This window comes from Haloarcula salina (assembly GCF_010119195.1).
Classification (GTDB): Archaea; Halobacteriota; Halobacteria; order Halobacteriales; family Haloarculaceae; genus Haloarcula; species Haloarcula salina.
The window spans coordinates 453,978-478,265 of record NZ_WRXL01000001.1 but is presented as its reverse complement, the minus strand read 5'-3'; the positions used below and the strand labels follow the sequence as shown (position 1 = coordinate 478,265).

The window sequence follows — 24,288 nt, the reverse complement described above, 5'->3', positions numbered from 1 at the left end:
CCGCGCGCTTTTTCACTGGCGGGGCCGAACGGTCGGCTATGCAGGTACTCGCCGACCTCGTCGCGGACGCGCGCGAGCGCGACGGCGTGCTGTTTCGCTCGCCCGAGCGCTCGACGCCGTACAGCTACCGGGACTTCGCCACGAACGCCTGGAAGGGGGGCAACCTCCTGCGGCACTACGGCGTCCGACACGGCACTCGGGTCGCTGTCGTCGTCGGGCCCAAGGAACCCACCGAGGACGACGAGCCGGGAACGCTGCGAGACGCCCCCGACGGGCTGCTCGCGTTCCTGGCGGCGGGTCTCGACGGCGCGGTCGTTGACCTGGACCCGCCGGCCGCGGTGGACGCGACGGCGCTGGTCGCTCCGGCGGCGTGGCTCGACCGCTACGCGCTCGGACCGGGGACGAAGGGACTGGCCTACGGCGGGCCGGTCGAGGATCCGACGATCGCCCAGTTCGAGCGGGAACTGTGGAGCGAGAACCCCCTCCAGCCGCCGGGCGAGCTCGCGCCCGACGACGCCCTGCTTGCGGCCGATCGGATCTACACGCACGGGGAACTGCTGGCCGAGGGCCGCCGCGTCGCGGCCGACTACGAGTTCGACGCGGAGACGACTGTCGCGGTGCGCGCGCCGATGACGAGCGCCGGCGCGCTGGTCGCCGGTCTGCTCGCGCCGATGCGGGCCGGAGCGACGGTGGTGTACGGCGACGCGGCCGCCGCCGACGTGGCCGTCGCGGACGGTGACGCGCCGGAAGAAGTGGTCGTTCGGCCGGACGAGGCGACGCCGTCGTAGCGGCCGGTGGTGGCGGAGAGCGTAGAGGGGTCAACACTCGGTCGCGGTCGGTTTCACACGGGTCTCCGTCAGTCGTTCGGCGGGTTCGCTTTCTTAAAGAATTTATTTGTCCGGCCGCAATCGGAAACATGGATTTCGACTTCGTGCCCGCGGTGGCTCCGCTGGTCGTCATCGTCGCCGTAGCGACGGTCGCGCTCACGTCCGTGATGCAACCGTCGACGGTTTTCATGATGGTGTTGCCCTCGATGATAGTGTTCTCCGTCGTCGCGTTCTTCCTCGGCATGAAACACGGCGAGTTCCGAGCCAGTCCGTAGCGGTCCGCGAGGTCGATTCCGACGCCGAACCGTACCGGTTCGAGCACCCACGGGTCCGGCGCGCGCTAGCTACTCAACAATCTGGGGACTCTCGTGCGAGACTGGCGTCGATACCGTCCACACGCACCCGCGACTGTCGTGCTCGACACCGAATTCACAGCCCGACCCATCCGGTCGTACCACATGCTTCACACTCGATTTTGACGGCCCCGTGCTCGTTTCGCGGGCCGCGGATACTCTCTCGGGAGTCACAATCCGGACAACACAGCCACTCGTAGATAGAGGTCGTATCCGAACCCGGCATCGGACGCCCATACGGAACGCGTGGGCATGGCTCCCCCGGTAGGACGGCCGCTGTAACGGGAACTCGGTACCACGCCGCTACGAACGGATTCGCCGCGTAGGGGAGAACTGAGGGCAGCAAAACACCGGAAATGGGGTCGTCTCCGCGTCGCCTCGCGCTCACTCGGTGGGGCGAACGAGGTCCGCGAGCGTCACGAGCAGGCCGAGCAGCCAGCCCACCGGGAACGAGATCGCGAGCCAGATGACGACGTAGGCGAAGCCCTGGCGCTCGAAGTTCTCGATGAAGAAGTCCGCGACTCCCACGACGGTCAGCACCTCGTAGAGGAACCACCGCGAGAGCGAGTCGCTCGCGGGGATGACGACCGAGGCGACCGCCGTCGAGTACAGCGCGGCGACGACCGGCGGGAGGAAGATGGCCGTCATCGCGAAGGGATACGCGAGCGCGACGGTCGTCCCGCGGCCGCCGACGCGCCTGAACGTGACTGCGAGCGCGGCCGAGACGGTGGCGACGCCGCCCGCGACCGCGACGGCGGTGAAGCCGCCCGACACCAGGTCGATGCTCCCGGGCTCGTAGCGAGCGAGCGCGGCGAGGCTCCCCCAGACCAGCACCGAGAGGAGGACGACGCCGACGGCACCGAGCCGCGTCGCCGTGCCGTCGATGCGGCGCGTCTGATAGCGCAGGAACACCCCACACAGGACCAGCGGGTAGACGACGGCGATGACCGGCACGCCCAGCGCCGACCAGAGTCGATAGAGCGCCATCCCGAGCGCCGAATCCGGCGTCCAGGTCCCGAGGACGGTGTCGCTCGCGTCTCGCTGGCGTGGGTAGACGATCTCCATCCAGGTTTCGTGTAATCGATTGAGGTCGAAGCGGATCCCGCTGACGACCCCCTCGCTCCCGACGGACATACCGAGGGGTTTGGGAGTACCCGGGTTAAAGCTTTCAGGCCGAGCACTCACCTTTGATATCGCTGTCATTCGGGGGGCGATGCCGACTCGAAACCGACATATTCACGACGGGGACTCTCAAACTGTCGGGTATGACAGACGGTAGAGCGGACGTGTCCCGTCGGGCCTTCCTGCGGACGGCCGCGGGAGCCACGGCTGCCTCGGCCGCTGCGGGCACTGCAGCTGCACAGGAAGGGACGACCGAAGCCGGCACGGAGAACGCCACGGGGACTCCGGCCGGGACCGGGACCCCGACCGCGACCGGCACTGCCGGCGGAAGCACCGGGACGGCCAGCGGCGGAGAGACTGGGACTGGCGGTGGAAGCAGTGGCGGTGGGGACGGCGGTAGCAGCGGCGGCACGCCGGACTTCGGCGGCTTCCTCGACCCGGTCGGTAACTTCGACGGCACGGTCGTCGACGCGACGGGACAGGACACGGCGACGGTTCAGGTCGGTACCCAGGCCAACGGCGGCGCGTTCGGGTTCGGCCCGCCCGCCATCCACGTCGACAACGGCGCGACCGTCCAGTTCGAGTGGACCGGCGAGGGTGGCGGCCACAACGTCGTCTCCAAACCCGACGGCCCGCTTGACTCCGGTAGCGCCGTCTCCAATGCCGGCGTCAACTACGAGCACACGTTCGAAGAGGACGGCATCTACACGTACGTCTGTGTCCCTCACGAGAGTCTGGGCATGAAAGGGGCCGTCGTCGTCGGCTCCGACTACCCGACGGTCTCATCCGGCGGCGGTGGCGGCGGCAGTTCCGGTCCGCCAGAGGTCCCGGGGAGCGCGAAATCTCTCGGCGTCGCCACCTCCTTCGTGATGGTCGCGACGCTCGGGCTGGCGTACTTCTTCATCCGCTACGGCGGCGACTACGAGACGCCCGAGTAACCGCGGTCCGCGTTTTCACGCACGCTACACCGAGTCCGGCCCGGTGTGTATTCGCAGGTCGACGTCCCGTTCTCTCCCTTCGAGGTCCTTCACGACCCGCTTGACGATTCTCGTGGCTTCCTTGCGGATGAGCGGCTTCACCTTCTCGATGACCCAGTCCATCGAGACGAGTCGCGGCAGGTCGACCGCGTTGCTCGACGCCGAATCCGGGTCGAAGGTGATTCGCAGCCTGACCCGCGAGGCGGTGTCTACGTCGGCCGGCGCGTCGTCCGGATCGGGTTCGACCCGCCAGTGGCCCTGGGCGTCGATGTCTTTGACGAGGTGCCAGTCGATCTCCGTCGGCGGCGACACGGCGGTCACCTCCGACCGGGCGGTGTAGGAGAGCTTCCACCACGAGAAGACGAGGTCGTAGGTCGTCCTCGGCGTCCCGTCGCCGTCCTGGTCGACGTGGTCGAGGTACTCCGAGTAGCGCGCGTACCCGGGGAAATCCAGCAGGAACTCGTAGATCTCCTCGGGCGGGACGTACACGACCGTGCTGACCTCGACTTCGTCCACGTCCCCAACACCGGAGGTGCTGGACGTAAGCTTTCGGGGGGCATCGGCGGCGCCGAACGACGCATCGGTTGCCGCAACATTCCCATAGCGCATAATCGAGAACAGAAAATATTATCACGCTGTATCGGATACGATGAGATACGATGAGCGCTTCCGATATCCAGCACGCAGACGCCGACGGTGACAGCGACTCGACCGGGTGGGACGCGGTCCGCGAGCTCCCGCCGAGCGCGAAGCTGGTCGCGAAAGTCCTCGAGTACAACGACACGCTGACCCAGAGCCAACTGGCCGATGAGACGCTGCTACCGCCGCGGACGGTCCGATACGCTCTGAACCGCCTCGAAGAGGTCGGCGTCGTCGACTCGCGGTTCTCCTTCGCCGACGCCCGCAAGCGTATCTACACGCTCCGAATCGAGTAACCTCCCCGGATTCGTTCTGCTGTCGCCGTTCGCGCCGCGATCGCCGTTCTCAGGGGGCAACGTTGATTAGTCGGCCTCCCAAGACTTCCAGTATGAAAGTCGTCCTGATTGGTGTCGGCCAGGCCGGTGGGAAGGTAACGCAGTCCCTGGTCGAATTCGACTACGATATGGGGTTCGACGCCGTCCGCGGCGCGCTCGCGGTCAACACGGCGCGAGCCGACCTCCAGAACCTCGACATCGACACTGCTCTTATCGGCCAGGACCGGGTGAAAGGGCACGGTGTCGGCGGTGACAACGAACTCGGCGCCCAGATCATGCAGGAGAACGCCACCGAGGTGCTCGACGAACTCGACGGCCGCATCACGACGGAGGCCGAAGCCATCGTCGTGGTCGCCGGCCTCGGGGGCGGTACCGGCTCCGGTGGCGCGCCGATGCTCACCCGCGAACTCAAGCGCATCTACGAGAAGCCGGTGTACGTCCTCGGCGTCCTCCCCGGCCGAGACGAGGGCGGCCTGTATCAGGCCAACGCCGGCCGCTCGCTCAAGACCGCCGTCCGCGAGGCCGACTCCCTCCTCCTCGTGGACAACGACGCCTGGCGCGGGAGCGGCGACAGCGTGGGCGAGGGCTTCGACCGAGTCAACGACGCCATCTCTCAGCGGGTCGGCCTCCTGCTGGCCTCCGGCGAGGCGGTCGAGGGCGTCGGCGAGAGCGTCGTCGACTCCTCCGAGATCATCAACACCCTCCGCGGCGGCGGCATCGCCTCCATCGGTTACGCCAGCGCGCAGGCCAGCGAAGACCCCGGAGAGAACGTCAACACCATCACCAGCGTGACCCGGAAGGCCCTCCTCACCAGCATGAGCCTGCCCAACGCCGTCGAGGCCGACTCCGCGCTCCTCGTCGTCGCCGGCGATCCGCAGCGCCTCTCTCGGAAAGGCGTCGAACGCGCGCGCCGCTGGGTCGAAGACGAGACCGGGAGCATGGAGGTCCGCGGCGGGGACTTCCCGCTCGCCTCCGAGAAGATCGCCTCGCTCGTCGTGCTCTCGGGCGTGGAACGCTCCGCGCGGGTCGACGAATTCATGGAGCGCGCCCGCGAGGCGGCGGACGCCCAGGGCGGGACGACCGACCCGGACGAGTTCACGAACGAGGAACTGGACGGGCTGTTCTAGCGCTAGCGTCGCACCGTTCAGTCGACCAGAGAAAACCGACGGCGTAGCCGGTGCCTACTTCAGCAGGCTGGCGCCGTCGAAGTCGCCGCGGTCGTAGTCGTGGTCCAGCAGGTCGAGGACCGTCGGCGCGATGTCGTAGAGGTCGGCGTCGTCGATGCGGGCGTCCGGATCGTCGACGAGCAACGTCGCGTTGTCGAAGCTGTGCATGCCGTTTCGCGGGCCGACGCCGAAGACGTCGTCGGAGCCCTTGAATCCGGCCTTCAGGTCGAACCCGTGGTTGGGGACGACGACGAGGTCCGGCGCGATGTCGTCGTGGTCGCCGCGGAAGGCGTCCTCCTTGGTGACGACGCGGTCGGCGACCTTCTTGCCGTCGGGGCCTTCGAGTTCCTCGAGGCGCTGTTTGAGGTCGGCGCGAACGGACTCGTACATGTCCTTCGGGACGCCGCCGTTCGGTTCGCGGCCTTCGAGGTTGACGTAGAAGCGGCCGGGGATGAGCGAGTACGCCTTCGTGTCCTCGCTGATGTCGCCGAGTTCGGAGTGGTCGTCGTCCTCGTACTCGAGCCATCCCTCCTGTTCGAGCCACTCGTTGAAGTGGACCTCGTAGTCGAGCGAGGTGAACCCGTGGTCGGAGGCGACGACCATCGTCACGTCGTCGGGGAGTCGGTCGCGCAGGTCGCCGAGATACTCGTCGACCTTGCGGTAGAACTCGAGGAACGCCTCCTCGTTCTCGCCGTTGCGCTCGTAGTCCTTGAACAGGAAGTGGTTCACCCGGTCGGTGGTCATGAACACGCCGAAAAACAGGTCCCAGTCGTCCTGCTCGACGTAGTGTTTGAACGCCTCGTAGCGCTTTTCGAGCGTCTCGTGAGCGTCGTCGACGAACTCGGACTTGTCGTCGTCGTGGCCGAGTTTGGCGTTGACGTCGATACGGTAGTCGTTGTCCTGGAGATAGTCGCGCAGGTCGTCCGGGTAGGCGGCCTTGTCGACGCCGGGAGAGAGGAAGCCCGAGACCATCCGCTGGACGTTCCGCTGGGGCGGGAACGTCACGGGGACGTTGAGGACCGTCGCGTTGCGACCCTCGTCGGTAACGCGGTCCCAGAGGCGCGTCGCCTGCACGTCACGTCCCATCGGGACGTACGTGTCGTAGGAGCCGACCTCGCGGTCCTGGAAGCCGTAGACGCCGGTCTGGCCGGGGTTGACGCCGGTCGTCAGCGCGGGCCAGCAGGCGCTCGACTCCGGCGGGACGATGCTGTTGATCGGGCCTGCGCTGCCCTCGGCGGCCAGCTCCGAGAGGTTCGGGAACACGTCCGGGTGCTCGTCGATGAGGCTAAACGGTACGCCGTCGATGCCGAAGAAGGCGACACGCGGTGCGTCGTCTCCCTTCAAACGGTCGAACAATCCCATGAGGGCTGTTAGTCAGGTCGGGAACAAGAAGCTTCTTTTCGAACTGCCGTCGTGGAAAGCGGCAAGGTGTTCGCCGACGCCGGAGTCAGGCCGAGCGATCCGCGTTCTCCGGGACGACCGTCAGGTGTGCGATCCCGGGCGTCGGCCGGCGTTCGGCGTCCGGTACGACGGTCGGGTGGTCTAGCGCCGCGTCGGTCTCGTCGGTAGCCATACAGGATTCTCTACCCGCTAAAGCCCCAAAAGATTACCCATGCTCATACATAATCGGAAACGTCTGCCGGTATTACTTCGAGACATAGGCCGACCCGGCGAGTGACGCGGAAAAATGAAACGAGCGGTTCGCTCAGTTGAACTCTTCGTCGTAGAGTTCCTGCGCGTGGACGATGGCGTCCTTTGCCGATTCCTTGTCCTCCCAGCCGAGGGTCTCGACTTCTTTGCCCTCCTCCAGGTTCTTGTAGGTCGAGAAGAACTCGTCGATTTCGTCGAGGGTCTGCTGGGGGATGTCGTCGAGGTCCTCGACGTGATCGTACCGCGGGTCCTCCGTCGGGACTGCGATGACCTTATCGTCCTGCTCGCCGTCGTCGTCCATCTTCATCAGGGCGACGGGGCGGGCCTCGATGACACAGCCGGGGAAGGTCTGGTCTTCGACGAGCACGAGCACGTCGAAGGGGTCCTCGTCGTCGTAGTACGACTGCGGGATGAACCCGTAGTCCGACGGGTAGTGGACGTTCGAATGGAGCACCCGGTCGAGGACGACGCCGGGGATGTCCTTTTCGTACTCGTACTTGTTCCGTTCGCCTTTCAGGCACTCGACGACGGCGTAGATCTCTTCGGGCGGGTTGGGGCCGGTTTCGAGGTCTTCCCAGAGGTTCGTCATCACCGGCGTCTGCGCAACGGCGTCAAAAAGTCCTTTCGTAATCGCCGTGAAACCCCTCACTGGCAGGGATTATCTGTTCACTAATCAAATCATATCTGAAGATAGAAATAAATTTAGGACATACTTAACCGCTGTTTTCGACCTGTCAGACGGATTCGTGGCGGCGGATTCATATTATAGTCTGGCGGACCTATTAGAAATCTGTTTTGAATTGAAGGTCCGTCTGTCGGGTGGTTCCTCCGGTATATCGTGTAATGTGCGCCAGAGTTAACAAGTGTTAAATAGCTTGCTGACATTTACCCAACCATGTCAGAGGCACAAACAGTAACGAGCACTCCGGGCATCGCGAAAGAACTCACGGCTTTTCAGCAGAACATCCTGGTTATCCTCGCCGAAGAGCCGCGGTATGGACTGGCTATCAAACGTGAACTCGAATCGTACTACGACGACGAAGTCAATCACGGCCGTCTGTACCCGAACCTCGACGACCTCGTCGAGATGGGACTCGTCGAGAAGAGCGAACTCGACAAGCGGACGAATCAGTACTCGCTGACCGAGGAGGGTAAGGAAGCCGTTCTCGACCAGCTCGGGTGGGTGTTCGGGAAGTTCGTGGCCGATGACGGCCGCGCCGACGAACTCCGAGACCTGATCGCCGCACAGCAGTAACTCGCGCAATTGGGCAATTGCGCCATTTTTGCCGGTAACAACTGCTTACTAGCTGTGCGCGGCGCGCTGGTCGGCGCGAATTATCGTAGCCATTGAAAGTCAGTACACACCCGATCGCACGACAGCAGTGCGATCGGTGTGTTTATCGTTTCAATTGTTACTATAGCTGTCCGAGAGCTGACTGTCGGCCGCGTCGACGGTCAGTTCGACGGACCGCTCGAGGACCGAGCGCTGTTCGTCGGTCGGCCACGCGTTCCGGGGGAAGTACTCCTCGCGGAACTCTCTGAGTTCGTCGGGCGTCGCGTCAGCGATGGGCTTCGCGTAGTGGTTCCCCATGAAATCGGCGAGCGCCGCCGCGGTCGCGCCGTGGGGCTCGCCGTGTTCCTCGGCGACCGCGTCGACTGCGGCTCGGTTCCGCTCGTCGACCGTCTCCCACTCGTCCGGGTCGCCGGGGCCCGACAGCTGCACTTCGACGCCCCGGTCGACGTCCTCGATTCGGCCCGGGCGGATGACGCCGTCGTCGACCCACTCTCGCGGGTGGCACACGAGCACGTCGCCCGTGTCCTCCGATCTGACGCGCGCGGTGTAGCCGTGTTCCGCCAAGCAGTCTTCGCGCTCGGCCCGGTACGCGTCCGCCTCCGCCTCGTCGACGGCCTCGCGAGCGAGTCTCGTGAGCCGTTCGGCTCTGTCTATCACGTCGGCTGGCAGGTCAGTCATCGTCGAGTGCGTCGTTCGCCAGTTCGTCGGCGCGGTCGTTTATCTCCCGCGGAACGTGCTCGATGTGCCAGTCGTCGAAGCCCGTGAGCAGCTCTCGCACGCGGACCCGCTTTTCCCGCAGCTCGGGGTCGTTCGTGTTCCACTCGCCGCGGACCTGCTTGACGATCAGCTCCGAGTCGCCGCGGATGCGGAGCTCGTCGAAGCCGTAGTCGCGGGCGACTTCGACCGCGCGGATGAGGGCGTCGTACTCGGCCTGGTTGTTCGTCGCCGTCCCGATGGTCTCGCCGCCCTCGGCGACGATTCCGCTGTCGTCGACGAGGACGTAGCCGACGGCGGCGGGGCCGGGGTTCCCTCGCGACGCGCCGTCGAAATACGCGTGGACGCGTCCCCCTGACTCGCCCCGCAACAGCGCTTCGAGCCGCGCGGTGTCCTGGCCCTGCACGACGACCTTCCCGTCGTACGCGACCGCCGTCGCCCTGCCGTGGTCCGCGCGCCACTGCTCGTGGTCGGTGTTCCCCGACTGGACCGAGACCCCCTCGGCTTCCAGGCGCTCGCGGGCCGCCGCCTCGTCGCATTCGATGACCGGCATCGTCCGTGGGTGACCGACGCGGTCGTATAGCCGTTGTGGTCCGCCCGGTACCGGTCAGTTCCCGCTCTGTTCGGTCCTGGCCCGCTCTGCGATCCGCTCTCCGCCGGACCGTCGCTGTTCTTCGCCGCCGAGGACCCGCCCCACGACGCCGACGACACCGCCAACCGTGACGACGACGCCCGAGGCGAACATGATCGTCAGGATCGGATCGACAGGTTCGATGAACAGCGGCGAGAGGAACATGGCGACGCCGCTGACGATGGCGAGCACCATCGACATCGGCGCGACCGGTTTCCCGGAGGATACACGGTACGTGGCGTGGCCGAGCGCGAGCGCTGCCAGCTCGCCCACGAGTAGGTTCACGAGCGCCTGTTCGTAGGCGACCGGAAGCACCGCGGAGACGAAGATGACGGCGGCGCTGACCAGCGTGGCGGCGAGCAGGATCCACTTCGAGATGTTGGCCATGATTAATACCACCCGTTGTTACTCAATCGGCCCTTGTAAGAGTTGCTCTCCCACGGCCATCCCAGAAAGGTTCTTGGGAGCCAGGGGCCAAGTCGCAACCGATGCAGCTCGACGAGTTCATCGAGGGATTCGAGCGCGACGAGGCCGCGGAGCGACGCCGCCTCGCGGCGGAGAAGTCCTACGCGATCACCGACCACCTCGAAGACGTCGAGCGACAGTTCGAAGAAGTCGTGCAGGGAGACTCCTTGTTCGGCTCGACCGCCCCCGAGATCTTCGTCGGTCGCTCCGGCTACCCGAACGTCTCGACGGGACTGCTCTCGCCCGTCGACACCGACGCCGCCGCCGAGGGGTTCGCCACGAGCGGCGACTGGTATCAGCAGGGACTGGGCATCGAGGACGTGCTCCAGCGCCGGACCGGGATGGTGAACTCCACGCAGTCGACAGCGGTCGATTCGGTCAGTACCGGTGGCGGCGTCCACGACGTCTGGAACGGGTTCGTGGGCGTCCAGCGCGAGGTCGCCATCGCAGACCGCCCGGTCGACGTTGAAATCGGCCTCGACGGGACGCCCCAGATGGACGTGGGCTTCGACGACGTGCGGACGCCGACCGGACCCCGGGCGCGGGCGACCGGTGCGGACCTCGCGGAGAATCCCCACGTTCCGCGCGCCGTCGAGAAGACGCTCTCGGACGACGACTGGCGCGCCGAGGGCGCGATGACCTACCTCTATCGCCGCGGCTTCGACGTGTACGACATCAACACGATCCTCTCGGCGGGCGCGCTGGGGCAGGCGAGCGAGCGCTCGCTCGTGCCCACGCGCTGGTCGATCACGGCCGTCGACGACACCGTCGGCCAGTACGTCCGCGGGACCCTGCGGAACGCGGACACCATCGACAAGCCCGAGCTGTGGTACAACGAGTACATGGGCAACCGCTACTGGGTCGTGCTCGCGCCCGGCCGCTGGGAGTTCGAACTCGTCGAGATGAAGGGGCCCCAGAGCGTCTGGAACCCGCGTCCCGACGCGGGCTACTTCCTCGCCAGCGCCCACGAGGGCTACGAGGGCCGAACGTCCTACGTCGAGGAGACCGCGGGGGCCTACTACGCGGCCCGCCTGGGCGTCCTCGAACACCTCCGGGAGCGCGACCGGCAAGCGAAGTGTCTCGTCCTCCGCGAGATCACCGACGACTACTGGGCCCCGGTGGGCGTCTGGCAGGTGCGCGAGGGCGTCAGAAACGCCTTCGACGGCGAGCCCGGGACGGGCCAGTCTTTCCGCGAGGTGCTCTCGGCCATCTCTGACCAGCTTCCCGTCGGACTCGGGCAACTGCGCCGGAAGTCCGAACTGGTCGCCGGCCTGCAGTCCCAGCTCAGTGACTTTTAACAGACGTGGCCGCATCACGTCGGCGTATGGTCCCCTTCCCACTGTTTCCCGGTGTGCCCGGTATAACCGAACTCATCGTCATTCTCGTGATGATGGCGATGGTTCTGGTGGTTCCGCTCGCGCTCGTCGTCGCGGCGTACCTCTTCGGCAAGCGCCGCGGGCGGGCGGAAGCGACTGCGGCGGGCGAAGACGCCGAACCGCCCGATTCCTGACGGAATCGCCAGACGGCGCCCAGTCGCCGTCTCTCGGGCTCTCGGGCCGAATCGACTCGTTTATCGGTCAGACTCTCCGAGGGGTATCTGTGTCCCCACAGCGTCCCCACTCGGAGCCGCTTCGAAGCCGTGCGTTCGAGATCACGGTCGACGGCGGCCGAGAGACCTTTCGGGCCCTCAGTATCGAGCACGCCGACTGCGAGACGGAGTGGATAATGTCCGATACGGTGTACGCGCTCGACAACATGCGCTGACGCGGCGTCGCCGAGCGACCCCTTTTCAGCCGTCACCTCGGGCCTGTGACCGCCAGCGTCGGCGAGAGGAGGCGCCAGGTGCCCGCGGTCACGCCGACGACGAGCGCGAGCATCGCGAGGACGACCCACGGCGACTGATACCTGAGGACGACCCCGAAAGCACCGCCCGCAAGTAGCGCGCCGGCCGTCACCGCGCCGCTGAGAACGGCCGCGGGAAGCCGCGGTCGGTCGTATCGGAAGCCGTTCGCACCGACGGCGAGCAGCCCCGCTCCCAGCAGGAAGAGCGGGCCGAACACCCAGCCGAGGAGCGGCCCGCTGTCGACCGTGGAGACGAGTCGGTAGACGTTCCCGTCGTAGCTCACGTAGGTGACGGCCGCGGCGTCGCCCGCGTAGGCGGCGTCCGGTCGGCGGGTCACCGAGCGCACGGTCGCCTCGCCGGACGGGGCCGACAGCGCCGCGTCGAACGCCCAGCGCGGCTTCTCCGCGAGCGATTCGTACTCGTGGACCGTCGCGTCGCCGACGGACGCCTCGCTCACGCGTTCGATCGAATGGCTGTACTCCACGACCGCCGCGTCGGCGACCTGTACCCCCGCCGGAACGGCGAGACACGCACCTAACAGGACTAGCGCGACGGCGGGCAGGTGATAGCGGGAGACCGTGACCATCTGGAGGGTACCTCGACTCCACCGTCCGGTCGCGCCCGCTTCAACGTTCCGCCGGTCTGCGGCGACAGAAGACGGCGTGTCGCGCTCACTCGGTCGGAACCGGGCCGGCCCCGACGACATCGCGCACTTCGCTCTCGAACTCCTGACGGTCGGCGAAGTACGGCACGTCGACGTCTTCGAGGACCGACGCGAGCTCCTGCGGGCCGTCCGGCGTCCGGATGGTCGTCTCGCCCTCGCGCTCGACGATGGTGCTGTGTTCGATCCCCCACGTCAGTCGCGCGGAGACGCGGGACAGCGGCGCACCCTCGACGTCCGGTCCCTCTCCGAGTTCGACGGCCGGGGCCGCTTCCTCCTCGCTATCGTCGTCGCTCATACTTCGAGTGTTCCCGCGGGCCCGATTAGTGCTTTCGGAACGCCGCGCTCCGGGTGCGACTCGTCGCTCACCCTCCAACATCGCGCGTGCCCGCGTCATGCGCGTGTCTGACGGGTAGTTTTATCCGATGTCGTGGTAGTATTGCCCATGACTAGTCTCTCCGACGTGTACGAGGGGGATGTCGGGCGAGTCGCGTCGCGCCGTCAGCAGCTCGTCGGGACGGCGCTGTTTCTCGCGGGTGCCGCCGGGCTCGTGGGAGCGATCGCGCTCGCGACGACCGGTATCGGGGGCCGGTACGGACTGGACGCGTACGCCGCCCGGCGACTCGCCGGGACCGTCGCCGGCCTCGGACTGCCGTGCGTCATCCTCGGGCTGTTCGCCGTCCTGCCGACCAGCCTGCGAGTCCGGGCGACCGCCGTCGCGGGAGCCGTCGTCGCCGTCGTCGGCGTCGGCCTGTTCCGGCAGCTCTACCCGTACAGCTGGACCAGCAGCGACCCGCTACTGGCGCTGCTCACCGGCGTGGTCTACTTCGCCGGCGTCATCACGGCGTTCTGGGCGCTGTTCGCCGCGCTGGCGACGTTCAAGACCCGGAACGACCCGGGCGGGACCGCTCGCATGGAGGTGACCGAGGAAGGGACGATCCGCCTCGTCGAGGAGGCCCGGTCGATCCCCGGACTCGGCGGTATCGGCTTCTTCGGCGAGGACCCCGACGGCGGCGTCGAGACCCAGACGAACCGGACTCCGAAGGGCGGGGCCGTCAGCGACGGCGGCAACGACGGCGCGACCACGACCCGAACGGACCGCCAGCGTCGCCAGTCGGCTCAGCGACAGTCCGGCCGAACGGGGGCCGCTGACACCGCCCGCTCGAACGCATCGTCTCGGTCCACATCGCAGTCCGGGGCCCCGCGCGGCCCGTCGGAAGACACGCTCGACCCGTCTATCGCGCAGGCCGGCCCGGAAGCCGCGCACTCGACCGACGGCGGGACCGCGGCGAAGAGCCGCGACGCGATAACCGAGACCGCCGTTCACCAGGGCGAGCCCGACACGTACTGCGGCAACTGCCGACACTTCCAGTACGTGATGGAAGACGGCGACATCGAGCCGTACTGCTCGTTCAAGGGCGAAGTGATGGACGACATGGACCCCTGTTCGGCCTGGATCCGCAACGACTGAGACGGCCGGCAGTCAGTGCCCGTCCACGAAACCGGGCGTTTAACACGCGTGGCCGGCCAAGGCTGGACCAACAATGGAGTTCTGCGACGAATGCGGTTCGATGATGAAAACGGAAGACGACACCTGGGTCTGCGGGAGCTGTGGCTACGAGAAGTCCCGGAACGCCGAGGCCGAGCGCGAGATGGCGGTCACGACCGAGGGCCAGGAGGAGTCCGAGATCGTCGACACCTCCGAGGTCGACGCCGCGGACATGGGCCCGACGACCGGCGCGCGCTGTCCCGAGTGCGGCAACGACCGGGCGTTCTACGAGATGAAGCAGATCCGAGCGGCCGACGAGTCCGAGACGCGCTTTTTCACCTGTACCGAGTGCGAGCACAAGTGGCGCGAGGACGACCACTGAGCTGAGCGTGCCCGACGCCTCGTTCCCGGACGTTCCCGCGGATCGCCTTCGCGACGGCGGCTGGACGCTCGTCGACGAGCGCGTCGAGACCGTGTTCCGATTGCCGACCGCGCGCGTCGAGGGGGCGACGAGGGTGTACGACGACGCGGAGACGCGGGCGGCCGTCGAGGCGGCGACGGGCATCGACCGGCAGTGGCGGTTCTTCTTCGCGACGGCGCTGTCGTTCACGCCGCCGCTCTCGCCGGGTATCGGACCGGCGATGATCCTCCCGACGGTCCGCTCGGAGGCCCAGTCGGCGTTCGCCGACCAGCTGCGCGACAGGGGGTTCGAGGACGTCGAGCGCGGTCGGACCGAGCGGGTCCGCGTCGACAGCGGGGACCGCGCTCGCCTTCGGACCTACAGCGCGTCGCTGGCGCTCGACGACGCCGACGCGACGCTGTCGATCACCGGCTGGGTGGGCGTCTGGCACGGCGACGGCTTCCGCATTGCCGCGGGCGCGTATCCCGACCGCTCGCTGGCGGCGCTGCTGGGCGTTTCGGATCCGGACGACGCCCTCCAGCGAGCGCCGTCGGACTACCAGTCGGAGCTATTGACGCTCATCCGCGCCGTGCACTGACGAGCGCCAGCAGCGCTCCCTCCGGGTACAGTTCCACCGGGCCGAACCCGAGTCGCCGAGTCAGGTCGCCCGGAACCGCCTTCGCGCCCAGCCGAGCGACGGGCGCGCCGCGGACCCGGAGTTCGACCGTCAAGCCCGCGGCCGCGAGCGCCACCGCGGCGTCCGTCTGGTCGAACGGCCGCCCGCGCCAGAGCGCGACTGCCGCCCCGAGCGACGGCAACTCTACTGCGACCAGGTCGTCGTACGCGCGAACGTCGATGTCGCGTCCGTCGACCGCCAGGGTCAGATCGGCGTCCACGGCGAGGTTCGGGCGGCGCTCGACGGCGTCGAGCAGGTCGCCGACCGTCCGTGCCCCGGACGTCACTGTCAGTCGCGTTCGCGGGTCGTGATTGTCAGCGTCCCGTCCACCCGCCAGTGGGCGTGGTCGGCGTCCGCGCCGGCCTTGCTCGGAACGTCGACCTCCATGTCCTCGAACTCGTACGTGATCTCGGCGTTGCGCCCGGTCAGTCTGTCGTACAGCCCGATCGCGAGTTCGGGCCACGTCGTCGTCTCGGACGGCGGTTCTGATTCGCTCATGCAGCTGACACTAGGGCGTAGTCCCGGATGAAAAACACACCCCAAGGAATCGGGCCCGACGCCGGCGCGGCTGTCAGGGCCGCCGAGCGAACGTCAGGTAGCCGGTGTGACCGACGCCGGCCGTGGCGGGGCGCGAGCCGCGGTCGTCGAAGTCCATCTCCCGCTGGATGGTGTCGAGCGTCTCGACCTGTTCGAGGCCGACCTCCGTGGCAGCCTCGGCGGCGGCCCGCGTGTTCTCGACGAACGGCGAGTACACCGCGAGCGAGCCGCCCCGTTCGAGGAGCGTCGGCGTCCGCTCGACAACGGTCGGCGCGTCCTCGGTGTCGAGCGTCAGCACGTCGAAGCCCGACAGTTCGTCGAGGTCGTCGGTCACGTCCCCCGTCCGGACCTCGACGGCGTCCTCGACGCCGGCGATCGCCATGTTCTGTCGCGCGACCTCGGCGAACTCCGGGTCGCGCTCGTAGGTCACCACGTCCGCGCCGAGCCGGCCCATGTACGCGCTGAGGATGCCGGTCCCGGTCCCGGCGTCGAGGACGCGGTCGCCGGCAGCGACCCCGGTCTTGCCGACCACGAGGCCCACGTCGCGGGGCATCATCGGCGCGCCGGTCCGTTCGAGGTGATTGAACAGGTCCGGGCCGCGGAGCCGCCGGACGGTGAAGCCGGTACCCAGGTGCGTCTCGACGACCTCGCCCGGCGTCACGTCTTCGGGGACCTCCAGGATTCCGAGGTCGGACTCGAAGCGCTCGCCGGGGTCCAGCAGGTACTCGCGGTCCTCGTGGACGAAGAGGTAGGCCACGTTACTCCAGTTCGTCGACGGCGTCCGCGAGGTCGCCGTCGTTGGCTTCCAGCGCCTCGCGGGCGGTGTCCTCGTCGACGCCGGCCCGCATCGCGACGAGTTCAACGTCGTCCTCGTCGACGCCCGAGTCGCTCTCGCTCTCCTCGGCGTCCTCTGCCGCGTCGTCGCTCTCGCTCGCGTCGACGTCGCGGCTCTCGGGGTCACCGACGATCTGGTAGGTCTTCTGGCCCTGGGCCTCCATCAGCTGGACCTCCGCGTCGCTGAAGACGAGCTCCTCGTCGGGTGTGCGGATGATCACTTCCTGCGCATCGATGTCCTGCATGTCGATGCCCATCTGTTCCATCATCTGCTTCATCTTGCGCGGGTTCATCCCGCCGCCTCCGCCAAACATACGTGTGAGTCGCGTGGCCGGGCAGAAAAGCGTAGCGACCCACACCGCAGGCGAGCGCTCGCCGGCGCGGTCGCGCTCCGGGGTTTCGTAACGGTTCTAAGGCTCGGTCGACCATCCTCGCCGTGTCGCTGCTCTCGATTTTCGCGACGGCCATCCTCCCGGTCGTGGTGGTCGCCGCCGCCGGCTTCGCGCTCGGGCGGGCGAAGGGGGTCGACCCCGACGCGCTCAACACCGTCACGGTGTACGTCCTCGCGCCCGCGCTGGTCTTTCACAGCCTCACCACGTCGATGCTGGGCGGCGGGACGATTCTCAGCGTGGTCTTGGCCGTCGCGCTGTTCACGGCCGCGATACTCGCCGTCGCTGAGGGCGTCGGCCGCCTCACGGGTCACGCCGAACCGCTCCTCGGCGCGTTCGTGCTCGTGTCGGTGTTCCCCAACACCGGGAACTACGGCATCCCGCTCGCGGACTTCGCGTTCGGCGCGACTGGCCGCAGCGTCGCCGTCCTCGTGACTGCGCTCCAGGGCGTGTTGCTGTACACCCTGGGAATCTACGTCGCCGCCCGCGGCAGCGGTGGCAGCGCGCTCGCCGACATGCGCCGCGTGTTCGGCGTCCCGCTCGTCTACGCCGTCGTGGTCGCCCTCGCCGCCCGCTGGCTCGGTGCGGTCCCGCCCGCGGACTCGACGCTGATGCAGACGCTTGAACTGCTCGGCAACGCCTCGATTCCGGTGATGCTGCTCATCCTCGGCGTCCAGCTGTCGAACGTCGACGGCGACAGCGACTTCCGGTCGGTCGGGCTCGCGAGCGCGATGCGGCTCCTGCTCGCGCCGTTCCTCGCGCTCGCCGCGGTGTTCGCGGTCGGGTTTCGGGACCCGACGGTCGCGCGCGTGGTCGTCCTCCTGCTGGGGACGCCGACGGGCGTGACGACGATCATCCTCGTCGGCGCGTTCAGCGGCCAGCGAGACGGCGGCTCGGCCAGCGAACTGGTCAGCGCGACCGTGTTCCTGACCACGGTGGCGTCGGCGCTGACGGTGACGGTGCTGGTCTGGGCGCTCCAGACGGGTCTGGTGCTGTGACTACTCCTCCCAGGAGACGTCGACTCCGTCGGGGGTGACTTCGACGTAGTGGTTCGACCCGCTTCGGACGGCGAATTCGCCGATGTGTACGTCGAGCCTCTGGCTCGGTCCGTTCTCCACATCGACGCTGATCGAGTACTCGCCGGTCGTGGCGATGCCCGAATCGTACTCTCGGGACGCGTCAGGGGCCAGCGTCGCCGTCTCGTCGAGCACCGCCGTCTCGCCACGAGCAACGCGGAGATGGACCGTTCGTTCGCTGTCCGTCGTGTTGTGGATGACGAACAGTATCGGATCGTCCGGGTTGGCCGTCAGCGGCGGTGTCGTTGCGGGCTGGTCGGCGGGCGGTGGCGACGACTGGTCGTGAGGCGTCGGAGAACCACGGTCCGCGGCTGTCGAGGACGAGTCGCTCGGCGTCGACCGGTCGGAACCGGGAGCGACACAGCCGGCGGCCGGGAGGGCGGCGAGCGCGGCGAGGACCTGACGGCGGCGCATACTGGTCGTTCCGGGGACGGCGTGAAGTGCTTTCTGTCGGCGGGCTTCCGTCTCAGTCGTCCGCACCCTGGCGGACCTTCACGGCCATCCCCGTCTCGAAGTCGCCCATCCCGCTGCCTGGAAGCTCCGCGCGGCCGACGGCGAGCAGGTCGCCGTCCTCGTGGACGACGAGGGTCTCGTCGCCCGGCCGGAGGCCGTCGTCGGCCGACTGGACGAACTTCGCGAAGGCGTTGCGTCCCTCGCGGACGAAGGGTTCGCTCTCGTCGCCGACGACCACGCGGTGGCGGGGCGCGTCGAAGGCGGCGAGCAGGCGGCGTCCGCCCGCCAGTCCGAGTCTGAAGCGGCCGTCGCTCCCGTAGGTCGCCACGCGGCCGTCGCCGGCGTGGACCTGTCGCGGCCGGCCGGAACTGGTGTGGGTCACGTCGAGCGCGTCGGCGTCCGCGAACAGCGCCGCGCCGCCCTCGTCGCCGAACTGGTAGTCGGCCGCGCGGCGGAGTCCCCGGAACTCGCTGTCTGTCATGGCCCGAGTTCGTCGCCGGGCGATAAACCCCCTTTCGGTCTGTCGCGACAGAGATGCTGCCACTCGCCGGTTCGAGGTGGAAAGAGAGAGGAAATGGTGGGCCGAGTGCGGGTGGACACCGAGCGGCTTGCCCGAACCGTCGGGTCTACCCGAGAGCGTCTCCCGCATGATCGCGCGCCGATCGAACCGGAATGCCTTCGGTTTCGTCAGGGACGCGCCCTCGCGGCGAGTGTCGCGACCGCGAGGGCGCGACGATCGGTGGGTCACGATACCAACACCGTTCTCGACGGACAGTCACCGACACCCACAGTCGCTGTGACCCGGCCGAAACCGGGGTGTCCGTGCGAATGAGTGTACTGCTTCAGTGGGACAGGCGGGCGCTCGACGACCGCGGCCGGACGATACGGTGTGTGATAACCCATAACGCACTCCCGTCGGGCGGTTTTGGGGAAATTTATACCGGATGACCTCCAAGGGAGGAATATGGCAACGGACACGCGGAAAGTGGCGCTCGGCGTCCTGCTGCTGGTCGTCAGCAGCGCGCTCATCCTCGGCACAGGAACGATCGATATCGGCATCCCGACCGTCGCCGCGGGGCTGGCCGCGCTGGGGCTCGCCGCCGGCGCACTGCTCGTCGGGACGTCCGAAGAAGGTCGCCCGGTCTAATCGCGCCACTTCTCCGACACCTCTCAGAACGCGACGCCGCCAGCTACAGCAGGAATCGCTCGGAGTCGTCGCTCATGTCGATGAAGCCGTCGACGGCCGCTTTCAGGTCCTCCGAGGAGGACTCCTCGAAGCCCATCGCCTCGGCGCGACACCCCTCGTGGCGGAGATACCGACAGAGGCGGGCGAAGTCGCCGTCGCCGGTACAGAGGACGACGGCGTCGTTGTGTTTCGCCAGCGTGACGGCGTCGAGGCTCATCCCCACGTCCCAGTCGGCCTTCTTCGACCCGTCCTGGAACGTCTTGATGTCCTTGATGCGCGTCTCGAACCCGATGTCGACGAGCGCCTCGAAGAACGACTCCTCCTCGGGCGAGTCGGCCCGGATCACGTAGGCGATCGCCCGCGTCAATTCTCGGCCGTCGACGGCTTCTTCCAGCAGTGCGGCGTAGTCGATATTTCGCGTATAGAGGCTCCGGGCGGTGTGATAGAGGTTCTGCGCGTCGGCCAGGACGGCCACGCGTTGTCCCGGATGCGAGACTGTCATATCAGGTCTTGTCGCTCCTGCGGGGATATGCTTTCGGGCTCGGTCAGGCGGAGAGCACAAGAGCTAAGTCGCTGACACGCCGTCGTCTCACTATGCGACGACGCCCGTCCCGTTTCGGTTCGCCGCCGATCGGCGAGCGCGTCGTCCGTGCGAAACGTAAACCGCCGTTTTAGCGGCTCGTAGCGGACGTGGCGACTCCGTTTCGGGTCGGATTCTTCGACCGTCGACAGCCATCGGTCCGCGTCCGACTGTCGACCGCACCGTCTCCAACCGGACGACATATCCCACAGCGACACGACACCCCCAGCAATGACAGACATCGACTTCCGCGGCGTGTTCCCGGCCATGTGCACGCCCTTCGAACAGGACGGCAGCATCGACTTCGAAACCCTCCGACGAGACGCCCAGCGGCTCGAATCCGCCGGCGTCGACGGCCTCGTCCCGGTCGGTTCGACCGGCGAGTCCGCGACCCTCTCGCACGACGAGCACATCGAGGTGGTCGAGGCGGTCATCGACGCCGTCGACGACGTGCCGGTCATCGCCGGCTCCGGCTCGAACAACACGGCGGAGGCGCTGGAGCTCTCCCAGCGCTCGGCCGACGCGGGCGCGGACGCCCTGTTGCTCATCTCCCCGTACTACAACAAGCCCGAACAGCAGGGCCTCGTCGACCACTACACGGCCATCGCCGACGCCGTGGATCTGCCCCAGATCGTCTACAACGTCCCGTCGCGAACGGGTCAGAACATCGAGCCCGACACTGCGGTCGAACTCTCCTCGCACCCCAACGTCGCGGCCTACAAGGCGGCGAGCGGCGACATGAACCAGATCTCTGAGATCATCGAGCGAACCCGCGACGAGGAGTTCGCGGTGCTCTCGGGCGACGACGGCATGACCCTCCCGATGCTGTCGGTGGGTGCCGACGGCTGCATCTCCGTCGCCGCGAACGTCGAACCCGAGCGCACCTGCGCGATGGTCGGCGCGGCGCTGTCCGGCGACTTCGAGCGCGCTCGCGACATCCACCACGAACTCGGGCCGCTGTTCCGCGCGCTGTTCGTCGAGACCAATCCCATCCCGGTCAAGGAGGCCATGCGCATCCGCGGCTACGGCCCGGCGCACCTCCGGTCGCCGCTGACCCGCCTCTCGGACGAGCACCTCGACCACCTCCGCGACGTGCTCGCCACGCTGGAGACGGAGGACCTCGAAGACGAGTACGCCGAGGCCGAGCGATGACGCGGGTCGCGGTCAACGGCGTCACCGGACAGATGGGACACGCGGTCCTCGCGGCCGCAGGCGACGCCGACGTGGTGGTCGGGTTCGCCACGAGCGACGCCGACGCCGTCGACGGCGTACCGGTCGTCCACCCGGCCGACGCGGCCGACGCGCTCGCGGAGTACGACGTGGACGCGGTCGTCGACTTCGCCGTCCCCGAAGGTGCACTGACCGTCGCCGAGGCCTGCGCGGAGGCGGGCGTGCCCATCGTCGTCGGGACGACGGGCTTCGACGAGGACGGGATGGCCCGCCTGAAAGACGTGAGCGAGTCGGTTCCGCTGTTGAAGGCGACCAACTTCTCCCGGGGCATTCAGGTGCTCCAGCGCCTCGTCCGGGAGGCGGTCGGGACGCTCGACGAGTACGACCTGGAACTCGTGGAGACCCACCACAACCGCAAGGTCGACGCGCCGTCGGGCACCGCGAACACCATCCTCGACGTGATTCAGTCCGAACGGGACGTGGAACCGGTGTACGGCCGCGAGGGCCACGCGCCCCGCGACGAGGACGAGATCGGCGTGTTCGCCCGCCGGGCCGGCGACGTTCGCGGGGAGCACGAACTCCTCCTCGCGGGCGACGACGAGGTGCTCTCGCTGTCCCACCGCGCCGAGGACCGCGGCGTGTTCGCCGCCGGCGCGCTCGACGCCGCCGCGTGGCTCGTCGGTCGCGACGCCGGATGGTACTCCTTCGGCGAAGTCGTGGACGCCTGAGGCCAGCCTCGGGGCATTAATATGCGATAATACACATTCTGATAGTTTTCTCCATATTACGGGTAGCCTTATATATCGGTCTGGATGATTGTCGCGTATGGCTACGAACCAGCGCGTACAACTGCCAGCGACCGACTGCCCGCACTGCTCCGGCGAGTTCAAAGCGTCGGCCCCCAGCATCAGCATCTGCGACGACTGCGGTTACATCCCCGGTCAGGGCGCAGACTGAGCCGGACGGCGGACAGAGACCGACCGCGGACGGGCGAGCGACCTGGATGTGCCCCGGTAGCACGGTCACCCCGAAACCCGGAGAGGTAAGCCCCCGGAGTCGCAACCGGGAGATATGAGTCTGGAAGCCGACATCGACGACCTCTGGCAACGCAAACAGGACGGGCTGACGGCCGCTGACGCGACCGACGACCACCTGGACACCCTCGACGAGTTCCTCGCCGCGCTGGAGGCCGGCGAGGTCCGCGCCGCCGAGAAATCGGGCGGCGAGTGGGAGGCCAACGCGTGGGTCAAGCAGGGTATTCTCCTCAACTTCGGCCTTCGCGAGACGGTGGCTCGCGAGTACGGCGGCGTCGACTACCACGACGTACTCCCGCTGCGCGAGACGGACGACCTCGGCGAGCGCGGGACGCGCAACACGCCGGACGGGACCACCATCCGCCGCGGCGCGTACCTCGGCGAGGACTGCATCATGATGTCGCCCTCCTTCGTCAACATCGGGGCCCACGTCGGCGACGGGACGCTCGTCGACTCCTGTGACACCGTCGGCTCCTGCGCCCAGATCGGCGAGAACGTCAAGCTCGGCGCGAACACGCTCATCGGCGGCGTCCTCGAACCCGTCGAGAACGCCCCGGTCATCGTCGAGGACGAGGTGTCGCTGGGCGCTGGCTGTCGCGTCACCAGCGGCTTCGTCGTCGGCGAGGGCTCCGTCGTCGGCGAGAACACGCTGTTGACCCCCCGGATTCCGGTCTACGACCTCGTCGAGGAGGAAGTCATCTACGGCGAACTGCCGCCGGAGCGACGCGCCTTCCAGCGCTTCGTCGACTCCTCCGTCGGCGACCACGACCTCATCCCCGGCGGCGCGTACAAGCCCGCCGTCGTGGCGACTGATGTGGAAGAAGAGACGCTGGAAGCGACGGAGCGAGAGGACGCGCTTCGGGAGTAGCGAGGGTGCGACTATCGGGAGCACCCTCGACGGAACGGCGACCAGCGGGAGCCGTGGAGTAGCGAGGTTCTGAGCGAAGCGAAGAACCTCGATGGGCGAGCGGGGAACGAAGTGACCCGCGAGCAGCGAGGCTCTAACCGAAGGGAGCTTTCTCGAATAACGAGCGGGTAGCGGAGTGACCCGGGAGTAACGAGGGGCGCGCGAGGCGCGGCCCTCGATGGAACGGCGACCGAAGGGGCCGTTGAGCACGGCGCCCCTGACTGTCCCTGCACCCCCGCCTCCAACGTGCCGTAGGCCGACGTTACGCCTCACCGCGGCCCGTGGACGGTCTGCTGTATATTTGTTACCGTGTGACAATATAGCGCGCATGAGCCAGGGACACTCAGTCTCTCGCGTCTCGGCGGTGACGCAGTACAGATGGGTCGCTGGCGGTGCGAGCGGGCTGGTCGCCGGCGTCGGCATGGGCGTCGTGTTCCACGCCGGAGCGAACCTCATGCCGTTCGTCGGGGCGCTGTACGGCTGGCCGACCGTCGTCGGCGGGTGGGTCGTCCACCTGGTGAACAGCGTCCTCGCGGGCCTGCTGTTCGCGTTCGTCGTCACCCGGCCGGTGTTTCACAGCCAGGTCGAGTCCGTCGGCGAGAGCGTCGCGGCCGGCGTGGTCTTCGCGGCCGCGATCGGCCTGCTCTCGACGGGACTCCTGCTCCCGGTCTCGATGAGCGCGCTGGGCGTACAGTCGTTCCCCGAGCCGCTGGTCCCGCTGCCGGGCATGCTCGGGAGTCTCATCGTCGTGGCGTCGGTCGGCGTCGCCCACCTCGTGTACGGGCTGCTCCTCGGCTGGACCTACGCCGCGGTCAGGGTTCGCGGGGCTTCGGACGGAATCGCGAGCGAGGCGTGACGGTCGTCGCCGCGCCGCCACCGG

The 24,288-nt window shown here is 67.7% G+C and carries 36 protein-coding genes; 19 read left to right on the top strand and 17 right to left on the bottom strand.

All coding sequences use genetic code 11. The annotated features are described in order from the left end of the window. Positions 1-38 precede the first annotated feature (38 nt). Both GM656_RS02545 and GM656_RS02540 read left to right on the top strand, forming a co-directional pair. Positions 39-788 carry a class I adenylate-forming enzyme family protein gene (locus tag GM656_RS02545; RefSeq protein ID WP_162412076.1) on the top strand — a complete coding sequence of 250 codons (750 nt, stop codon included), beginning with the start codon at positions 39-41 and terminating at the stop codon, positions 786-788. 128 nt (positions 789-916) lie between these two features. Further along, a complete protein-coding gene (locus GM656_RS02540; RefSeq protein ID WP_162412075.1) occupies positions 917-1,102 on the top strand; it encodes a DUF7333 family protein in 186 nt (61 codons plus the stop codon). A 462-nt stretch (positions 1,103-1,564) separates the two neighbouring features. Here GM656_RS02540 and GM656_RS02535 read toward each other — a convergent pair whose 3' ends face one another. Beyond that, the gene (locus GM656_RS02535) at positions 1,565-2,314 is read right to left on the bottom strand and encodes a hypothetical protein (protein ID WP_162412074.1); all 750 of its coding nucleotides are present in this window, start codon (positions 2,312-2,314) and stop codon (positions 1,565-1,567) included. A gap of 131 nt (positions 2,315-2,445) precedes the next feature. Here GM656_RS02535 and GM656_RS02530 point away from each other — a divergent pair, with 131 nt between their 5' ends. Beyond that, positions 2,446-3,240: a halocyanin domain-containing protein gene (locus tag GM656_RS02530; protein ID WP_162412073.1), complete on the top strand. Its 795-nt coding sequence runs from the start codon at positions 2,446-2,448 to the stop codon at positions 3,238-3,240. A 24-nt stretch (positions 3,241-3,264) separates the two neighbouring features. On the opposite strand, the gene GM656_RS02525 is transcribed toward GM656_RS02530, so the two are convergent. Beyond that, a complete protein-coding gene (locus GM656_RS02525) occupies positions 3,265-3,795 on the bottom strand; it encodes an SRPBCC family protein (RefSeq protein WP_162412072.1) in 531 nt (176 codons plus the stop codon). A 143-nt stretch (positions 3,796-3,938) separates the two neighbouring features. Here GM656_RS02525 and GM656_RS02520 point away from each other — a divergent pair, with 143 nt between their 5' ends. Next, entirely contained in the window at positions 3,939-4,214 is a 276-nt protein-coding gene (locus GM656_RS02520; protein ID WP_162412071.1) for a MarR family transcriptional regulator, read from the top strand. A 92-nt stretch (positions 4,215-4,306) separates the two neighbouring features. Then, positions 4,307-5,380 carry a tubulin/FtsZ family protein gene (locus GM656_RS02515; protein ID WP_162412070.1) on the top strand — a complete coding sequence of 358 codons (1,074 nt, stop codon included), beginning with the start codon at positions 4,307-4,309 and terminating at the stop codon, positions 5,378-5,380. Positions 5,381-5,434: 54 nt separating this feature from the next. On the opposite strand, the gene GM656_RS02510 is transcribed toward GM656_RS02515, so the two are convergent. The 3 genes from GM656_RS02510 to GM656_RS02505 all read right to left on the bottom strand — a co-directional run bounded on the left by GM656_RS02510 (position 5,435) and on the right by GM656_RS02505 (position 7,658). Further along, positions 5,435-6,781, bottom strand: coding sequence for an alkaline phosphatase family protein (locus GM656_RS02510; RefSeq protein ID WP_162412069.1), 1,347 nt, complete (start codon positions 6,779-6,781; stop codon positions 5,435-5,437). Between the two features lie 85 nt (positions 6,782-6,866). After that, positions 6,867-6,992, bottom strand: a complete 126-nt coding sequence (locus GM656_RS19445; protein ID WP_277815034.1) for a hypothetical protein — start codon at positions 6,990-6,992, stop codon at positions 6,867-6,869. Between the two features lie 132 nt (positions 6,993-7,124). Continuing rightward, positions 7,125-7,658 (bottom strand): inorganic diphosphatase, encoded by a 534-nt coding sequence (locus GM656_RS02505; protein ID WP_162412068.1) that lies wholly within the window; start codon positions 7,656-7,658, stop codon positions 7,125-7,127. 306 nt (positions 7,659-7,964) lie between these two features. Between GM656_RS02505 and GM656_RS02500 the strand changes: the two genes are divergently transcribed. Further along, positions 7,965-8,324, top strand: a complete 360-nt coding sequence (locus GM656_RS02500) for a PadR family transcriptional regulator (protein ID WP_162412067.1) — start codon at positions 7,965-7,967, stop codon at positions 8,322-8,324. Between the two features lie 150 nt (positions 8,325-8,474). Here the strand turns inward: GM656_RS02500 and GM656_RS02495 are convergent, their stop codons facing one another. From GM656_RS02495 to GM656_RS02485, 3 genes are read right to left on the bottom strand one after another with little or no spacing between them, the layout of a single operon-like run. Continuing rightward, positions 8,475-9,041, bottom strand: coding sequence for a DUF7108 family protein (locus tag GM656_RS02495; protein WP_162412066.1), 567 nt, complete (start codon positions 9,039-9,041; stop codon positions 8,475-8,477). Beyond that, positions 9,034-9,630, bottom strand: coding sequence for a ribonuclease HI (rnhA, locus tag GM656_RS02490; protein WP_162412065.1), 597 nt, complete (start codon positions 9,628-9,630; stop codon positions 9,034-9,036). Before rnhA ends, GM656_RS02495 begins: the two co-directional genes overlap by 8 nt. 54 nt (positions 9,631-9,684) lie before the next feature. Next, positions 9,685-10,095: a hypothetical protein gene (locus GM656_RS02485; protein WP_162412064.1), complete on the bottom strand. Its 411-nt coding sequence runs from the start codon at positions 10,093-10,095 to the stop codon at positions 9,685-9,687. A gap of 101 nt (positions 10,096-10,196) precedes the next feature. Between GM656_RS02485 and nreA the strand changes: the two genes are divergently transcribed. The 3 genes from nreA (at position 10,197) to GM656_RS18990 (ending at position 11,937) form a co-directional block, all read left to right on the top strand. After that, positions 10,197-11,471: a DNA repair protein NreA gene (nreA, locus tag GM656_RS02480; protein WP_162412063.1), complete on the top strand. Its 1,275-nt coding sequence runs from the start codon at positions 10,197-10,199 to the stop codon at positions 11,469-11,471. Between the two features lie 26 nt (positions 11,472-11,497). After that, positions 11,498-11,683, top strand: a complete 186-nt coding sequence (locus GM656_RS02475; protein ID WP_162412062.1) for a hypothetical protein — start codon at positions 11,498-11,500, stop codon at positions 11,681-11,683. Between the two features lie 89 nt (positions 11,684-11,772). Continuing rightward, complete coding sequence (locus tag GM656_RS18990; protein ID WP_174242921.1) at positions 11,773-11,937, top strand: hypothetical protein; 165 nt, start codon at positions 11,773-11,775, stop codon at positions 11,935-11,937. A 32-nt stretch (positions 11,938-11,969) separates the two neighbouring features. On the opposite strand, the gene GM656_RS02470 is transcribed toward GM656_RS18990, so the two are convergent. Together GM656_RS02470 and GM656_RS02465 are read right to left on the bottom strand one after the other, a co-directional pair. Next, positions 11,970-12,602, bottom strand: coding sequence for a hypothetical protein (locus GM656_RS02470; protein WP_162412061.1), 633 nt, complete (start codon positions 12,600-12,602; stop codon positions 11,970-11,972). Between the two features lie 85 nt (positions 12,603-12,687). Further along, on the bottom strand, positions 12,688-12,975 hold the full coding sequence (locus GM656_RS02465; RefSeq protein WP_162412060.1) for a DUF5789 family protein: 288 nt from the start codon (positions 12,973-12,975) through the stop codon (positions 12,688-12,690). A gap of 147 nt (positions 12,976-13,122) precedes the next feature. Here GM656_RS02465 and GM656_RS02460 point away from each other — a divergent pair, with 147 nt between their 5' ends. The 3 genes from GM656_RS02460 to GM656_RS02450 all read left to right on the top strand — a co-directional run bounded on the left by GM656_RS02460 (position 13,123) and on the right by GM656_RS02450 (position 15,164). After that, positions 13,123-14,148: a DUF7139 domain-containing protein gene (locus GM656_RS02460; RefSeq protein WP_162412059.1), complete on the top strand. Its 1,026-nt coding sequence runs from the start codon at positions 13,123-13,125 to the stop codon at positions 14,146-14,148. A 73-nt stretch (positions 14,149-14,221) separates the two neighbouring features. After that, positions 14,222-14,548, top strand: coding sequence for a transcription factor S (locus tag GM656_RS02455; protein WP_162412058.1), 327 nt, complete (start codon positions 14,222-14,224; stop codon positions 14,546-14,548). Between the two features lies 1 nt (position 14,549). Beyond that, positions 14,550-15,164 carry a hypothetical protein gene (locus GM656_RS02450; RefSeq protein WP_254282055.1) on the top strand — a complete coding sequence of 205 codons (615 nt, stop codon included), beginning with the start codon at positions 14,550-14,552 and terminating at the stop codon, positions 15,162-15,164. Here GM656_RS02450 and GM656_RS02445 read toward each other — a convergent pair. The 4 genes from GM656_RS02445 to GM656_RS02430 form a co-directional block, all read right to left on the bottom strand. Further along, positions 15,145-15,528: a hypothetical protein gene (locus tag GM656_RS02445; protein ID WP_162412056.1), complete on the bottom strand. Its 384-nt coding sequence runs from the start codon at positions 15,526-15,528 to the stop codon at positions 15,145-15,147. The genes GM656_RS02450 and GM656_RS02445 overlap by 20 nt on opposite strands. Before the next feature lie 2 nt (positions 15,529-15,530). After that, on the bottom strand, positions 15,531-15,740 hold the full coding sequence (locus GM656_RS02440; protein WP_162412055.1) for a hypothetical protein: 210 nt from the start codon (positions 15,738-15,740) through the stop codon (positions 15,531-15,533). Positions 15,741-15,813: 73 nt separating this feature from the next. Beyond that, entirely contained in the window at positions 15,814-16,536 is a 723-nt protein-coding gene (locus GM656_RS02435; RefSeq protein WP_162412054.1) for a methyltransferase domain-containing protein, read from the bottom strand. Position 16,537: 1 nt separating this feature from the next. Further along, positions 16,538-16,927 (bottom strand): nascent polypeptide-associated complex protein, encoded by a 390-nt coding sequence (locus GM656_RS02430; RefSeq protein ID WP_162412053.1) that lies wholly within the window; start codon positions 16,925-16,927, stop codon positions 16,538-16,540. 122 nt (positions 16,928-17,049) lie between these two features. On the opposite strand from GM656_RS02430, the gene GM656_RS02425 reads away from it, so the two are divergent. After that, positions 17,050-18,000, top strand: coding sequence for an AEC family transporter (locus GM656_RS02425; protein WP_162412052.1), 951 nt, complete (start codon positions 17,050-17,052; stop codon positions 17,998-18,000). Here GM656_RS02425 and GM656_RS02420 read toward each other — a convergent pair whose 3' ends face one another. Both GM656_RS02420 and GM656_RS02415 read right to left on the bottom strand, forming a co-directional pair. Then, positions 18,001-18,492: a hypothetical protein gene (locus GM656_RS02420; RefSeq protein WP_162412051.1), complete on the bottom strand. Its 492-nt coding sequence runs from the start codon at positions 18,490-18,492 to the stop codon at positions 18,001-18,003. 52 nt (positions 18,493-18,544) lie between these two features. Then, positions 18,545-19,012 carry a PUA domain-containing protein gene (locus tag GM656_RS02415; protein WP_162412050.1) on the bottom strand — a complete coding sequence of 156 codons (468 nt, stop codon included), beginning with the start codon at positions 19,010-19,012 and terminating at the stop codon, positions 18,545-18,547. Positions 19,013-19,495: 483 nt separating this feature from the next. Here GM656_RS02415 and GM656_RS02410 point away from each other — a divergent pair, with 483 nt between their 5' ends. Continuing rightward, complete coding sequence (locus tag GM656_RS02410; RefSeq protein WP_162412049.1) at positions 19,496-19,678, top strand: hypothetical protein; 183 nt, start codon at positions 19,496-19,498, stop codon at positions 19,676-19,678. Positions 19,679-19,721: 43 nt separating this feature from the next. On the opposite strand, the gene GM656_RS02405 is transcribed toward GM656_RS02410, so the two are convergent. Continuing rightward, positions 19,722-20,219: a LabA-like NYN domain-containing protein gene (locus GM656_RS02405; RefSeq protein ID WP_162412048.1), complete on the bottom strand. Its 498-nt coding sequence runs from the start codon at positions 20,217-20,219 to the stop codon at positions 19,722-19,724. Positions 20,220-20,528: 309 nt separating this feature from the next. Between GM656_RS02405 and dapA the strand changes: the two genes are divergently transcribed. The 5 genes from dapA to GM656_RS02385 all read left to right on the top strand — a co-directional run bounded on the left by dapA (position 20,529) and on the right by GM656_RS02385 (position 24,264). After that, positions 20,529-21,449, top strand: coding sequence for a 4-hydroxy-tetrahydrodipicolinate synthase (gene dapA / locus GM656_RS02400; protein ID WP_162412047.1), 921 nt, complete (start codon positions 20,529-20,531; stop codon positions 21,447-21,449). Next, entirely contained in the window at positions 21,446-22,195 is a 750-nt protein-coding gene (dapB, locus tag GM656_RS02395) for a 4-hydroxy-tetrahydrodipicolinate reductase (protein WP_162412046.1), read from the top strand. Before dapA ends, dapB begins: the two co-directional genes overlap by 4 nt. A gap of 97 nt (positions 22,196-22,292) precedes the next feature. Beyond that, the gene (locus GM656_RS19440; protein WP_277815033.1) at positions 22,293-22,424 is read left to right on the top strand and encodes a hypothetical protein; all 132 of its coding nucleotides are present in this window, start codon (positions 22,293-22,295) and stop codon (positions 22,422-22,424) included. 114 nt (positions 22,425-22,538) lie between these two features. Further along, positions 22,539-23,369, top strand: coding sequence for a 2,3,4,5-tetrahydropyridine-2,6-dicarboxylate N-succinyltransferase (locus GM656_RS02390; protein WP_162412045.1), 831 nt, complete (start codon positions 22,539-22,541; stop codon positions 23,367-23,369). Positions 23,370-23,736: 367 nt separating this feature from the next. Beyond that, the gene (locus GM656_RS02385; RefSeq protein WP_174242920.1) at positions 23,737-24,264 is read left to right on the top strand and encodes a hypothetical protein; all 528 of its coding nucleotides are present in this window, start codon (positions 23,737-23,739) and stop codon (positions 24,262-24,264) included. The last annotated feature ends 24 nt before the right edge of the window (positions 24,265-24,288 follow it).